Genomic DNA, 13,020 nt, shown 5'->3' on the forward strand with positions numbered 1-13,020 from the left:
GTTAACGGGGGATACCGAACCAGCGGCGAAGCGCGCGGGCGAGCCCGTCTCCGTCCCGCGCGCCCGCCGTTGCCCACGCCACGTGCCCGTCAGGGCGGATCAGCGCGCACGCGAACCCCGCCCCTTCGGCACTGGCCCGCACCGCGTCGACCCGATCACCCCAGCCCTCCGCCGACCCGGCCCACGGCCCGTCGGCGAGCGCGAGCAGCACACCCCTGCCCCGGTGGAGCAGCCGCATCGTGTCGCTCTCCGCCCCACCAGGCTCGAGCCGCAACGGCAGGTACGGCAGGCGGCACCCGGCCGGCGGATGGCCGCCCTCCCCCACGTCGTAGCGGATCCCGACCCCGCTCAGCTCCGCCGCGAGCCGGCGGTTGACCTCCTCGGCGGACAGCACCTCCGCCAGCAGGGTCCGCAGCGCGCCGACCTCGGGCCCGCCCTGCATGAGCGCGAACTGCGCCTTGGTGCTGAGCAGGACCCGCCCGGCCACGGGACGGCGCTCGGACTCGTACGAGTCGAGCAGCTCCTCGGGAGCCCAGCCGCGGACCCGCGCGGCCAGCTTCCAGCCGAGATTGACCGCGTCCTGGATGCCGAGGTTGAGTCCCTGCCCTCCGGCCGGCAGGTGCGCGTGCGCGGCGTCGCCCGCCAGCAGGATCCGGCCGCGCCGGTAGGTGTCGGCGAGCCTGGCGGTGTTGCGGAACCTGCTGATCCACACCGGGTCGCCGATCGTGAGGTCGAAGTCCGCCACCCTGGCGAAGAGCTTCACGGCCTCCTCCCAGGTCGGCGCCTCCCGGTCGCCGGGCTGCCCGCCGTACTCGTGGACCACGACCCGCACGGTGTCCCGCGCGATCGGCAGGGCGATCAGCAGGCCGCGCGGGCCTCGCTCGAACAGCGGCAGCCGCTCCAGGCGGGCGCCCTTCAGGTCGACCAGGACGAAGTCCGCGGCGGAGTACTCGCCGGGGAAGCCGATGCCCGCGGCGCCGCGCACCGTGCTGCGCGTGCCGTCGCATCCGGCCAGGTAGCGGGCCCGCAGTGCGGAGCCGTCGGCCAGGTCGACGGTGACGCCGTCCTCGTCCTGACGCGCGCCGGTCACCTCGCGCCCGGTCGCGAGCTCGCCGCCCAGTTCCCGTACCCAGTCGCGCAGGATGCGCTCGGTGCGCGCCTGGGCGTGCAGCAGCTGGCCGTAGCGGGTGTCCAGGCGGGTGAAGTCCAGGTCCACCATGTCGGCGGCCAGATCGGCCTGCCCGAACATCGGACCGTCGAAGCGGTCGGCCACGCCGCGCTGGTCCAGGACCTCCAGCGTGCGCGGCAGCATCCCGAAGGCCCTGGAGTGCGGGCTCGGCTCGGCGTCGCGCTCGAGCACGACCACGTCGATCCCGGCCAGGCGCAGCTCGGCCGCGAGCATCAGCCCCGTCGGCCCCGCGCCCGCGATCACGACCTCGGTGTCGTTCGTCATGCGATCTCCTCAACGTGTTTTCGCATCACGATGCGGCCGATCGCCGCCTTCTCCCACAGAACGCGCGGCAGGACGGCACTATCCTCCAAACAGGAGGCAACAGGCGATGCGATCGGACACGGACAGCGCCCTGGATCGCCAGATCGTGCAGGCGCTGCAGATCGACGCCAGGGTTCCCTTCAGCCGCATCGGCGAGGTGGTCGGGGTGTCGGGCCAGACGGTCGCCCGCCGGTACGCCCGGCTGCGCGCGACCGGGGCGCTGCGGGTCACCGCGCAGCTCGCGCCCCTGCTCGACGGCCAGATCCCGTGGTTCATGCGGATCCGCTGCGCGCCCGGCTCCGCGGGCACGGTGGCCGAGGCGCTGGCCCGCCGCGCGGACACCTCGTGGGTGTACCTCACCTCGGGCGGCACGGAGATCTTCTGCGGCGTACGCGCCAGGGCCGACAGGGACGGCGGCGCGGACCTGCTCGCGCGGCTGCCGAGAACCCCGCGCGTCATCGCCGTGGAGGCGCACCGCATCCTGCACCTGTTCTACGGCGGGCCGCTCAGCTGGCTCGGCAAGACCTCGGCGCTCAGCCCCGACCAGGTCAGCAGGCTGGAGCCTCCCGTGGTGAGCGGCTCCGCGCACCAGGCGCCGACCGAGGCCGACCGGCGCATGCTGGCCGTACTGGGCATGGACGCCCGCGCGCCCATCGCGGACCTGGCCGCGGCCACCGGGCTGGCGGCGGCCACGGTCCGCCGCAGGCTCGCCGAGCTGCGCTCCTGCGGCACGCTCTACTTCGACGTCGACTTCGACGACCGGCTCTTCGACATCGGGCTCAGGACGATCATGTGGCTGACCGTCTCCCCCGCGCACCTCGAGCGGGTGGGCGCCGAACTGGCCGGGCACCCCCAGACCGCCTTCGTCGCGGCCACGACGGGCGCCGCCGCCCTGTGCGCGAGCCTGGCCTGCGCCGACAGCGCGTCCCTGTACGACTACCTCACCCGGCGGGTCGCCCCGCTCGACGGCATCCACCACGTGGAGACCGCGCCGGTCCTGCGGGCCGTGAAGTACGCGGGACCGATGATCGGCTAGGGCACCACCGCTCCAGTCACGTCTACTTGTGAAGGACCACGATCCCGTCGCGTTCGAAGACCTTGGCGTACCCCTCCGACAGCAGGCGGTTCACCTGACCGGCCTGGTCCTCGGCCGAGCCGAAGGGGAACTCCCAGCGGCTGGTGTCGGCCACCACCCACGGCGAGCCGTGCGGCTCCCCCGTCCACAGCAGCACCGTGGTGCGCGCCGTCAGCGCGGGCCCGAGCGAGTTGACCGCCTCGACCTGGACTCCGGAGGGCACCTTGGCCACGGCCTCGCGGGCGGCGGCGGACTTGACCTCGTCGCCCTTGTAGAAGGAGGGGTGGTAGAGCTGGTCGAGCGCGAAACGCGGTACCAGGGTCAGGGCGATCGCGCACACGGCCACCGACCAGGCAAGCTTCAGCTCCGTGCGCTTGGTCCAGCGGATCAGCCTGGCCAGCCCGTCGACCCCGGCCAGCAGCAGGATGACCACGGTGAAGGCGCTGTACTGGAAGTCGGCCTGCCACCACGGTTCGCGGTCGGAGAGCATGCGCTCCAGCACGTGCGGCAGCGCCATCAGCGAAAGCGGCGACAGCAGGCACAGCAGCAGCGTCGGCCAGACCAGCAGGAACAGCGTGTCGACCTTCGCCTCGGCGCTGAAGGGCAGCAGCAGCGCGCCGAGCGGGTCGCGCGCGACGGCCAGCAGCGCGCCGGGCACGTCGGGTCCGAGCTGCCCGTAGGCCCAGAAGTCGTTGTGGTCGCCGCCCAGCATCGGGATGAGCGCGCCCCTGGTCAGCAGCGCCCCGCCGAACCCGATCGCGGCGGCGCACACCCCGCGGTAGCGGTCGCCGATGACGAAGAGGTACAGCCCGAAGCCGATCACCATCAGCCCCATGTCCTCCTTGACGAGCAGCAGCCCGAACATGGCGGCGAAGGCGGGCAGATGGCGTTCCGCGTGGTAGCGCTCGATCATGATCGCGGTGAGCACGGGCACGAACATCACCTCGTGCGCGTCGAACGCGATCGCCTGCGCCACCGGCCACGACAGCGCGTACGCCAGCGCGACCAGGTAGGCGGGCACGGTCCCGAGCACCCGCCTGGTGAACAGCCAGATGAACGGGATCGCCGCGGCGAACAGCAGTGCCTGCGCCACGATCAGCGAACCGGGCCCGTCGTGGATCCAGTAGAACGGCGCGAGCAGCGCGTAGATCGGCGAGAAGTGGTCGGCCATCTGGAGGTAGTCCAGGCCCCGGCCATGGAAGGCGCCCACGACCGGGATGTACGGCGGGCGGAAGTGCGCGTAGTTTCGCACCGCCTGGTCGACGATCACCAGGTCGAAGGTGCTGGCCCGGTAGGTGGCCAGCCTGAACAGGCCGAGCAGCGCGTAGGCGCTCGCGGACAGGGTCGCGATCAACGCCAGCCAGAGGGGATGCCGATGCCGCAGGCCGCGTTCCGCGACGGGGGCTTGGGGGTCGGCCACCAGCGTCACGCCAGCAGCGTAGTGGAGTCAGCGCAGGTTCATCGCCTGCTCGTAGGCGCGGTTGAACCCGTCGAGCACGACCGGCCACGCCCCGGCCGCCGGCTCGGTGACGTGGTTGTGCGCGGCGATCGACTCGCGCAGCTCGGTGTCGGCCGCCAGCCTGGCCACGGCCGTCACCAGGTCGGCGAAGGAGCGGCCGAGCAGCCCCTCCTTGCCCGGCCTGACGAAGTCGGCCACCCCGCTCTGCGCCCTGGCCACCACCGGCAGCCCGGCCGCCCTGGCCTCCAGCGCCGCGATGCCGAACGACTCGCGCGGCGCCGGCGCCACGAAGATGTCGGCCGAGTCGAGCACCTTGGCGATCTCCTCGCGCGAGTAGCGCCCCGGCAGCGACACCCACGACGTCATGCCGTGCCTGGCCAGGTAGCGCTCCATCTGGCCGCGCGCGGGCCCGTCGCCGATCACCGTCGCCCGCAGCCCCACGCTCGCGGGCACCCGCGCGCGGACCTCGTCGAGCAGCCGCAGCAGCCGCACCGGCTGCTTGCGCGGCGCCAGCCGCCCGACGGCGACCACGTGCACCTCGCTGTCGTCGCGCGGCGCGTACGGCCCGGCGGGCCGCCACCCCGACAGGTCCAGCCCGTTGGAGACCACGTGCACCGGCACCCGGCGCCCGGCCACCGCCTTGATCGGCCCGGCGGCGGCGTGGCTGACCGTGGTGGCGACCAGCCCCCAGCGCTGCCACTCGAAGGCCAGCCGCAGCGACCGGTACACCCCTCGCGTCACCGGATCCCACATGCTGTGGACGGTCACCACCGTGGGCAGCCCGCACCGCACCGCCGCCCGCACCCCCATCCAGGCGAACGGCGAGACGGCCCCGGTGTGCACGTGCACCACGTCGGGCCGGTAGGAGGTCAGCGCCCTGGTGATGTGGCCCACACCGAACGGGTGGACCGGCAGGTCGAACGGCATCCTGGCCACCATCCGGCGCACGCCGTCCATCGGCTCGCCGCGCGTGGCGGTGGCCACCTGGACCTCGTGCCCGGCCTCGCGCTGCATCCGTACGAGGTCGGCGACCTGGACCTCGATCCCCCCGAGGCGCGGCAGGTAACAGTCACTCACGTGAAAGATCCGCACCCCTCCCACACTAATCTGGGCCTGTGGCTCCACGTACCGCTGTGTTCTTCCATGCGCACCCCGACGACGAGGCCCTGCTGACGGCGGGCACGATGGCGATGCTCGCGGCCGAGGGGCACCGCGTGGTCCTCGTCGTGGCCACCGCCGGCGAGCGCGGGCTGGCCGAGCAGGAGCCGGGCGACGCGCTGCGCGACACCCGCATGCGGGAGCTGTACGCCTCGGCGGCGCTGCTCGGCTGCGCCCGCGTGGAGTGCCTGGGATACGGCGACTCGGGGCTGAGCCCGAAGGGCGGCGTGGCCGAGGAGCGGCCGGACAACGCCTTCATCGACGCCGACTCCGAGGAGGCGGCCAAAGCGCTGGCGGCGATCCTGCAGGAGGAGGACGCCGAACTGCTGACGATCTACGATCCGGCGGGCGGCTACGGCCATCCCGACCACGTGCAGGTCCACCGGGTCGGCAAGCGGGCGGCGCAGATCGCGGGGACGCCGATCCTGCTGGAGGCCACGGTCAACCGCGACCCGCTGCTGCGCCTGCTGCGGGCGGCGGGCAGGGTCTACCGGTTCCCGCCGGAGTTCGACGTGCGGACGTTCGAGAGCGCCTACTCCCCCGGCGAGATCATCACCCACAAGGTCAACGTCAGGAAGTACGCCGCGCAGAAGCGGGCCTCGATGGCCGCGCACGCCTCCCAGGCCAGCGGCGGCGACACCGACAGGACCCTGGCCGTCATGCTGAAGGTGCCGCGGGCGCTCTACCGGCTGGTGTTCGGCACCGAATGGTACGTGCGCCGCGACGTCCCGCCGGGCACCCGGCTGACTCATCCTTTCGACCGGTGGCCGAAATGACTCCGGAGGAGGAGCGGGCGGGTGCGGGCGCCCGGCAGACTGGTAGACGATGAAGAACAAGTGGCTCCAGATCGCGCTGTCCGTGCTGTCGCTCGGCCTGGCCGTCCTGCTGGTGGTGTACCTGCCGCAGATCGTGCACACGCTGACCGGCAAGCCGGTGTCCTGGCATGCGATCGGGACGGTCTTCGGCACGCTCAACGCCGGCGCGATCGCCGCGATGACCGCGCTGTGGCTGCTCAGCCTGCTGGCCTACACCTTCGTGCTGACCAACTCGCTGCCCGGGCTGAACAACCTGCAGGCGCTCACCATCAACGCCGCGGGCAGCGCGATCAGCAACCTGCTGCCCTTCGGCGGCGCGGCCGGCGTGGCGGTGACGTTCGCCATGACCAGGGGCTGGGGCTTCGGCAACCGGCCGATCGTGGTGATGACCCTGGTCAGCGGCATCTGGAACACCCTGTTCAGATTCATCCTGCCGGCCGTGGGGATCATCGCGCTGCTGATGTCCGGCGAGGTGCCCAACCCGACCGTGGCGCACGCCGGCTGGGTGGGCGCGGTCTCGATCCTCGTGCTGTGCGTGATTGTGGGGGCCGCCCTGTACTGGGAGCGGGCCGCGGTCCTGCTGGGCAAGGGCCTCGACCTCGTGCTGCCCAAGCGGCTGCACGCCTCGCAGGCCTTCTTCAAGCTGCGCCACGACACCGCGGAGATCGTCAGGACCCGCTGGCACCGGCTCAGCCTGGCCATGGTGTTCTTCCTCGGCCTGCAGTGGGCGATCATGGTGGCCTGCATGCTGGCCACCGGCGCCTACCCCGGTCTGGCGCAGTCGCTGGCGGTGTTCGCCCTGTCGCGGGTGCTGACCAGCGCGCTCATCACCCCGAGCGGCGCCGGGATCATGGAGGGCGGGGTGGTTCTGCTGCTGACCGCCTTCGGCGTGGACGCCGCTCCCGCGACGGCCACTGCACTCTTGTTCGGCTTCTGGACTTACACTATCGAGATCCCGTTCGGTGGACTCGCACTCGGCGCCTGGGCGTTCCTGCGGAGGCGCAACGGTCGGAGCACCGCCACGGAGTCCCCGTCCGCGATCTCGAAGGCCCCCCAGTGACAATCGCAAAGCCACCAAAGACCTTGTGCACCATTCAGAAGCGCGCATAGCGTGGCGGCTGACATGGTGGCGTTCCGGGTTCTGGGGCCAGTCGAGGCGTACGAACAAGACGACGAACTCGACCTCGGCGGGTTGCGGCAGCGGGCCGTCCTCGCCCGACTCCTCGTGGCCAGGGGTCAGGTCGTGCCGGTCGACACGCTGCTCTACGACCTGTGGGCAGACGACACCGCCAAGGGCGCGCAGTCGGGGCTGCAGGTCTACATCTCGCGGCTGCGCCGCGTGCTCGAGCCCGGCCGCCCGCGCGGCGGGCCCAACCGCCTGCTGGTGACGGTCGCCTCCGGGTACGCGCTGCGCGTCGCGCCCGACCAGGTGGACGCGCTCCGCTTCGAGCAGCTGGTCAGGGCGGCGGGCGAGCACCTGGAGGAGGGCGACCCGCAGTCGGCCAGGGCGCGGCTGGAGAAGGCGCTCGGGTTGTGGCGCGGCACGCCGTACTCCGACTTCGCCGACCAGCAGTGGGCGGAGGCGGAGGTCAACCGGCTGGCGGAGCTGCGGCTGGTGGCGCGCGAACGGCACGCCGACACCGGGCTGCGGCTTGGCCTGCACGCCGAGACCGTGCCCGACCTGGAGGCGCTGACCGCCGAGCACCCGCTGCGCGAGGAGGGCTGGCGGCTGCTCGCCCTGGGCCTGTACCGGTGCGGCAGGCAGGGCGACGCGCTGGCGGCGCTGCGCCGCGCCCGCGGCATCCTGGCCGATGAGCTGGGCATCGACCCGGGGCCCGCGCTGCGCAAGCTGGAGTCCGACATCCTCAGCCAGTCGCCCGAGCTCGACCTGGCTCCGCCGACGCGGCCCGTGCGGGCCACGCCCGTCACCGACACCTGGCCGCCCAGGCCCGCCACCCCGATCGAGCCGCCCCCGCTCGAGCCCGAGCCGTTCGTGGGGCGCGACGCCGAGCTCAACCGGCTGACCACGGCCGGCGCCCGCACCGGGCGTTTCCAGGTGGCGATCGTCACCGGCGTGGCCGGCGCGGGCAAGACCACGCTGCTGCGGCAGCTCGACGGCAGGCTCAGGGCCGACGGCTGGATGACCGCCTCCGGCGCCTGCCCCGACTCCAGCGCGACGCCGCCCGGCTGGGCGTGGGTGGAGATCCTGCGCACGCTGGTGGCCGTGACCGGCGCGGGCGAGTACGCCCAACTGCTCGCGCCGCTGCTCGACGACGCCGACCCCGATCCCGACGAGGACGAGGTGTCGGGCGGGTTCCGGCTGCACCGGGCCGTCGGCGGCTACCTGGCCGGGGTCGCCCGCCGCGCGCCGGTGCTGCTGACGCTCGAGGACCTGCACTGGGCCGACGACCAGACGCTGGCGCTGCTGCGCGCGCTGCCGAGCCTGCTGGCCACCAGCCGGGTGCTGCTCGTGGTCACCTGCAGGGAGAGCGAGCTCGACGACCGGCAGTCCGACGTGCTGGCCGCGCTGGCCAGGCTCGGGCCCGTCCGGGTGGGGCTGTCGGGGCTCGACCCGAAGGCGGTGGCCGAGCTGGTGCGGGCCACCTGCCTGCGCGAGATCGACGAGGACGCCGTCGAGACGATCGTGGAGCGCACCGGCGGCAACCCGTTCTTCGTGCGCGAGACCGTGCGCCTGCTCGACTCCGAGGCGGCCGCCGACCAGGCCAGCCCCACCGAGGTGCTGTCCCGCGTCCCGTCAGGGGTGCGCGACGTGCTGCGGCGGCGCATCTCCCGGCTGCCGGCCGGGGCGCAGCAGATCCTGCTGCAGGCCGCGGTGATCGGGCGCGATGTGGACGTGGACGTGCTGGTCGACGTGGCGGGCGACGAGGACGCCGTGGTCGAGGCGGTCGAGGCCGCGCTGCTCGCAGGGCTGGTGACCGAGCCGGGTCCCGGGCTGCTGCGCTTCGACCACGATCTGGTGCGCGACACCATCTACTCCGACGCCTCCAGGCTGCGCCGTACGCGCCTGCACGCGGCGGTGGCGGCGGTGATCGAGCGGCGCACGCCGTCGGACGTGGCGGCGCTGGCGCACCACTACTTCCTGGCCGACGCCGCCGGGAAGGCGGTGCACTACGCGGGGCTGGCGGCCGAGCAGGCCGAGCGGCGCTTCGCCCACCGCGAGGCGGCCACGCTGTGGGAGCAGGCGATCGCCGCCTTCGACCGCACCGACGGCGACGTCAAGGAGCGGCTGCAGCTGATGCTGCGCCAGATCAGGGCGCTGGCGCTGTGCGGCGACATGACCGCGGCCAGGCTGCTGCGCCGCCAGGCCATGGACACGGCGCTGCCGCTGGGCGACCTGGAGATCACCGCCCGGGTGGCGGCGTCGCTGGCCGTACCGCACAAGGGGATGGCGCGCGATTTCACCCGCACCGCGTGGGAGATCGTGGACGTCACCGAGAAGGCGCTCATGGAGCTGCCCGAGGGCGAGCAGACGCTGCGCGCCAGCCTGCTCACCACGCTGGCGCTCGAGCTGGAGGGCTCCTCGGCGCCCGAGCGGGGCAGGCAGGCCTCGCTCGAGGCGCTGGAGCTGGCCCGGCAGAGCGGCGATCCCGCGCTGCTGGCGGCCGCGCTGAGCGGGCGGCTGCGCCAGTCCTACGACATCCCGGCCGTCGACACGCGCGAGAGCATCGGGCGCGAGCTGCTCGAGGTCGCGCAGCGTTCCGGGCAGATGGCCACGCAGGCGCTGGCCCACCTGGTGTTACTGGAGTGCGCTGCGGCGCGCGGCGAGTTCGCGGTGGCCGACGAACACGCGGCGGCAGCCGACCGGCTGGCCCGGCAGTACGACCTGTCGGCGCCCGCCGCGGTCTGCGCCTGGTACGCCGGTCAGCGGATGATGATCGCCGGAGACTACACGGGCGCGGAGCGGGCCTACCGCGAGGCGGCCAGGATGACCGCCCGCGCGGGCATGCTGGAGGGCCGCCAGGACCTGCCGCTGATCACCACGTTCTGCCTGCACCTGGTCGATGGGAGGGCGGCCGAGACCGTCGAGCTGCTGGCCGAGGCGCACCAGCGCGGTGCCAAGTGGACGCTCGACGCCTACGCGCTGGCGCTGGCCTCGGCTGGGCACCTGTCCGACGCCAAGGCCGTCGCGGCCACCCGGCCGCCGGTCCGCCCGGACTTCCTGTACGAGCTGGCGATGACCTGGCGGGCGCTGGCGGGGATGCTGCTCGACGATCGCGAGCGTATGGTCGATTGCTATGACAAGCTCAAGCCGTTCGCCGACCGCGTCGCCGGCGCGGGCACCGGTGTGGTGGCGCTGTGGCCCGTCGCCCTCACTCTCGGAGACCTCGCGGTACGGCTCGGCCAGCCGGAGGCCTCGCGCGACCACTACGTCAAGGCCCTGGAGGTGGCCGAGCGGGTGGGCGTGCCGCGCTGGGTGGAGGCGGCCCGCAGGGCGGTCAGCAACTCACCTGGAAACGGTCGCTCCTGACGGTCTTGGCACCGTCGACGCGCAGCTCGATGCGGTACCAGCCGGGGTTGCCCGAGATCCTGGTCTCCCAGTCGACGGTGCGCTCGGCGCCGCTGAAGCCGGCGTAGTCGACCTGGTAGGTGCGCCAGGTGTTGGTGCGCGGGTTCCAGCGGGCCAGGCGCCAGCCGTACATGATCGTGGAGTGCGGTGTGGGATTGGTCACGACGCCGCGGGCCAGGAAGCTCCTGGCGCAGCCCGACTCGCCCGGAAGTTCGGTGATGGAGATCGTGCCGGGGTCGACGGCCGGCTGAACCGGACCGGTGATCGGCAGCTCGCGTGCCGACAGGGTGACGGTCTGGGCGTGGCCGGGGGCGGAGTTGGCGGTGCCGTAGGCCGAGACGCCGACGTACGCGGCGGTGAAGGCGAGGGCCGCCACGAAGAGTTTGGCCGTGGTGGCAGAGCCGGTGGCCAGTACGGTCGCGCTTCTCGTTGCCATGATCAACACCTCTTTTATGCTCACCTCAGGTGTAGAACAGGGCGGTTGAGGGCGGCTTGTCCCCCAGTTGCACCCTTTGCAGATGCCTTGCACGTTGAACTAAGGTAAGGCTGACCTAATGATCTCCCTGGGTTGGTGATGTCGCCATCAAGCCGATCGGCCCGCTCTGGCTCGGGGCCCTGCTGATAGCCGCCCTGTTCGGCGCGTTCCAGGCCTACTATTGGATCGGCCGCAGGCTCGGCGAGAAGCTCTACGATTCCAAACTGGGCCGCCGGGTGGGCCGCGAGCGGATCGAGAAGGTGGAGCAGGTCGTCGAGCGGTGGGGCGCGCTGGCCGTCTACGGGTGTTTCTGGGTGCCGATGCTGCGGCACACGCTGCCCTGGGTGGCCGGGGCGCTGCGCGTGTCCTACCCGTGGTACGTCGTGGCCAGCGCCCTGGGCTGCCTGACCTGGGCGCCCATCTGGTGGCTTGGCATCTCGGCCCTGGTGTGGGGCTGGCTCCAGCTCGCGGCGAGGTCGCCGATCACCGCCGTGGTGGTGGCCGTGCTCGCGATCGTCTCGGTGACGGCCTACCTGATCTGGCGGCGGCGCCGGCGATCCATCGCCGCGTGAGGGGTGGCTACACCGCCGCGAGAGTGGTGTCATCCACGGTCGCGTCCGGGGCGTTCTTACGTACGGACTCCACACCGTTGACGCACGCCGCCTTCGTCGAATAACCCTCGCTGACCGCGATCGTCTGACCGTTGGCGGCGACGAGTTTGAAACGGTACTCGCCCCGCTTGTCCTTCGAGATCACGAACTTACCTGCCATGGCGCTCTCCCCCGTTGTGCCAGTTCTACCGACCATTTACCCGTCCGCTGGGGTTGTTTTCGCGGCTTGTGGTCAAGTTCGGCAAATCTACGGTTGATCACCTGCCACCATGTCTGGCATGCATATTGGGGGTATCTTCGGCTCCGCCGCGCTCGCCCTGGTCGTGGGTTTCACCCCGACGGCCCACGCGGCGACGGAGCCCACCGTGGGCGCCCGAGAGGCCTACGTGGTCGATTCAGCGGGAACGATCCACTTCAGCAAGCGCGAGTCCCGCCGCGTCCCCGTCGCCAGCCTGGTCAAGATCATGACAGCGTACGTGGTGCTGCGCGAGGCCGGCCTGAGCGACACGGTCACGATCACCGCGGCAGACGTACGGCACGCCACCAGCAACGGCGCGACCACGGCCGGGCTGCGCAAGGGCGAGCGACTCACGGTGCGGGACCTGCTGTACGGCTTGATGCTCCCGTCGGGCGCGGACGCCGCCAGCGCGCTGGCCCGCAAGTACGGGCCGGGCAATGCCGCCTTCGTCGCCAAGATGAACGCCGCCGCCAAGAGCCTGGGCCTGTCCGACACCCGCTACACCAACGCCGACGGCCTGCCCACGCCCAAGGGCGGCGGCTACTCCACGGCCGTCGACCAGGCCAGGCTCACCCAGAAGGCCATGGAGAACACCACGTTCAGCGCGGTCGTCGGGAGCAAGGTGAAGAAGGTCGCCAAGTCCGGCCTGCACCGCGCGCACACCTGGAAGAACACCAACAAGCTCCTGCAGACCGGCGACGACGTCCTGGGTGTGAAGACGGGATACACGGACGCGGCCGGGTACTGCCTGGTCTTCGCCGGGGATCGCGGCGGCAAGCGCGTCGTCGGCGTGCTCCTGGGCGACCAGGACGCGCGCCGCTTCACCACCGCCGAGAAACTGCTGGACTACGCCGGCTCGCAGATCGAGAACGGCTGAGCCTCAGAACTCGAAGCAGCGGGCGAAGGCGAACAGCATCGCGATGTAGGCGATCGCCACGGCCACCGTGGCGATCGCCAGCACGATGAGGATCGCGATACCCATGCCGGACCGCAGGCCGCCGATGAGCGCCACGGCGACCAGGATCACGCCGACGACGTACCCGGCGACCAGCAGCGGGAAGAACGTGGTGATGTCACAGCGCAGGGTGTAGACCAGCACAGACGCGACGATCAGCGCGAACCCCGCCAGACCCAGCGTCAACGCCGCATTCCTGCTCATGACACCAGCA

General features: G+C 72.1%; 12 protein-coding genes. 6 read left to right on the forward strand and 6 right to left on the reverse strand.

Going from position 1 to position 13,020, the window contains the following annotated elements; genetic code table 11:
* Position 1 precedes the first annotated feature (1 nt).
* Complete coding sequence (locus KIK09_RS31925; protein ID WP_214323127.1) at positions 2 to 1,453, reverse strand: FAD-dependent monooxygenase; 1,452 nt, start codon at positions 1,451 to 1,453, stop codon at positions 2 to 4.
* Positions 1,454 to 1,559: 106 nt separating this feature from the next.
* Here KIK09_RS31925 and KIK09_RS31930 point away from each other — a divergent pair, with 106 nt between their 5' ends.
* On the forward strand, positions 1,560 to 2,528 hold the full coding sequence (locus KIK09_RS31930; protein WP_214323128.1) for an Lrp/AsnC family transcriptional regulator: 969 nt from the start codon (positions 1,560 to 1,562) through the stop codon (positions 2,526 to 2,528).
* Positions 2,529 to 2,550: 22 nt separating this feature from the next.
* On the opposite strand, the gene KIK09_RS31935 is transcribed toward KIK09_RS31930, so the two are convergent.
* Complete coding sequence (locus KIK09_RS31935; protein ID WP_308164397.1) at positions 2,551 to 3,996, reverse strand: DUF2079 domain-containing protein; 1,446 nt, start codon at positions 3,994 to 3,996, stop codon at positions 2,551 to 2,553.
* Positions 3,997 to 4,014: 18 nt separating this feature from the next.
* Positions 4,015 to 5,103: a glycosyltransferase family 4 protein gene (locus tag KIK09_RS31940; RefSeq protein WP_308164398.1), complete on the reverse strand. Its 1,089-nt coding sequence runs from the start codon at positions 5,101 to 5,103 to the stop codon at positions 4,015 to 4,017.
* A 38-nt stretch (positions 5,104 to 5,141) separates the two neighbouring features.
* Here KIK09_RS31940 and KIK09_RS31945 point away from each other — a divergent pair, with 38 nt between their 5' ends.
* Genes KIK09_RS31945 through KIK09_RS31955 form a run of 3 tightly spaced genes read left to right on the forward strand, consistent with a single transcriptional unit; the run spans position 5,142 to position 10,488 of the window.
* Positions 5,142 to 5,960, forward strand: coding sequence for a PIG-L deacetylase family protein (locus tag KIK09_RS31945; protein WP_308164399.1), 819 nt, complete (start codon positions 5,142 to 5,144; stop codon positions 5,958 to 5,960).
* Between the two features lie 49 nt (positions 5,961 to 6,009).
* Positions 6,010 to 7,059: a lysylphosphatidylglycerol synthase domain-containing protein gene (locus KIK09_RS31950; protein WP_214323130.1), complete on the forward strand. Its 1,050-nt coding sequence runs from the start codon at positions 6,010 to 6,012 to the stop codon at positions 7,057 to 7,059.
* 51 nt (positions 7,060 to 7,110) lie between these two features.
* Positions 7,111 to 10,488, forward strand: a complete 3,378-nt coding sequence (locus tag KIK09_RS31955) for an ATP-binding protein (protein ID WP_308164400.1) — start codon at positions 7,111 to 7,113, stop codon at positions 10,486 to 10,488.
* Here KIK09_RS31955 and KIK09_RS31960 read toward each other — a convergent pair.
* Positions 10,457 to 10,963 (reverse strand): hypothetical protein, encoded by a 507-nt coding sequence (locus KIK09_RS31960; protein WP_214323131.1) that lies wholly within the window; start codon positions 10,961 to 10,963, stop codon positions 10,457 to 10,459. The genes KIK09_RS31955 and KIK09_RS31960 overlap by 32 nt on opposite strands.
* Before the next feature lie 182 nt (positions 10,964 to 11,145).
* On the opposite strand from KIK09_RS31960, the gene KIK09_RS31965 reads away from it, so the two are divergent.
* The gene (locus KIK09_RS31965) at positions 11,146 to 11,574 is read left to right on the forward strand and encodes a DedA family protein (protein WP_504740304.1); all 429 of its coding nucleotides are present in this window, start codon (positions 11,146 to 11,148) and stop codon (positions 11,572 to 11,574) included.
* 7 nt (positions 11,575 to 11,581) lie between these two features.
* Here the strand turns inward: KIK09_RS31965 and KIK09_RS31970 are convergent, their stop codons facing one another.
* Positions 11,582 to 11,773, reverse strand: a complete 192-nt coding sequence (locus tag KIK09_RS31970) for a YegP family protein (RefSeq protein WP_214323132.1) — start codon at positions 11,771 to 11,773, stop codon at positions 11,582 to 11,584.
* 118 nt (positions 11,774 to 11,891) lie between these two features.
* Between KIK09_RS31970 and KIK09_RS31975 the strand changes: the two genes are divergently transcribed.
* The gene (locus KIK09_RS31975; RefSeq protein WP_214323133.1) at positions 11,892 to 12,728 is read left to right on the forward strand and encodes a D-alanyl-D-alanine carboxypeptidase family protein; all 837 of its coding nucleotides are present in this window, start codon (positions 11,892 to 11,894) and stop codon (positions 12,726 to 12,728) included.
* Positions 12,729 to 12,731: 3 nt separating this feature from the next.
* Here KIK09_RS31975 and KIK09_RS31980 read toward each other — a convergent pair whose 3' ends face one another.
* Positions 12,732 to 13,010: a hypothetical protein gene (locus KIK09_RS31980; RefSeq protein WP_214323134.1), complete on the reverse strand. Its 279-nt coding sequence runs from the start codon at positions 13,008 to 13,010 to the stop codon at positions 12,732 to 12,734.
* Between the last annotated feature and the right edge of the window lie 10 nt (positions 13,011 to 13,020).

This window comes from Nonomuraea sediminis (assembly GCF_018531495.1).
Classification (GTDB): Bacteria; Actinomycetota; Actinomycetes; order Streptosporangiales; family Streptosporangiaceae; genus Nonomuraea; species Nonomuraea sediminis.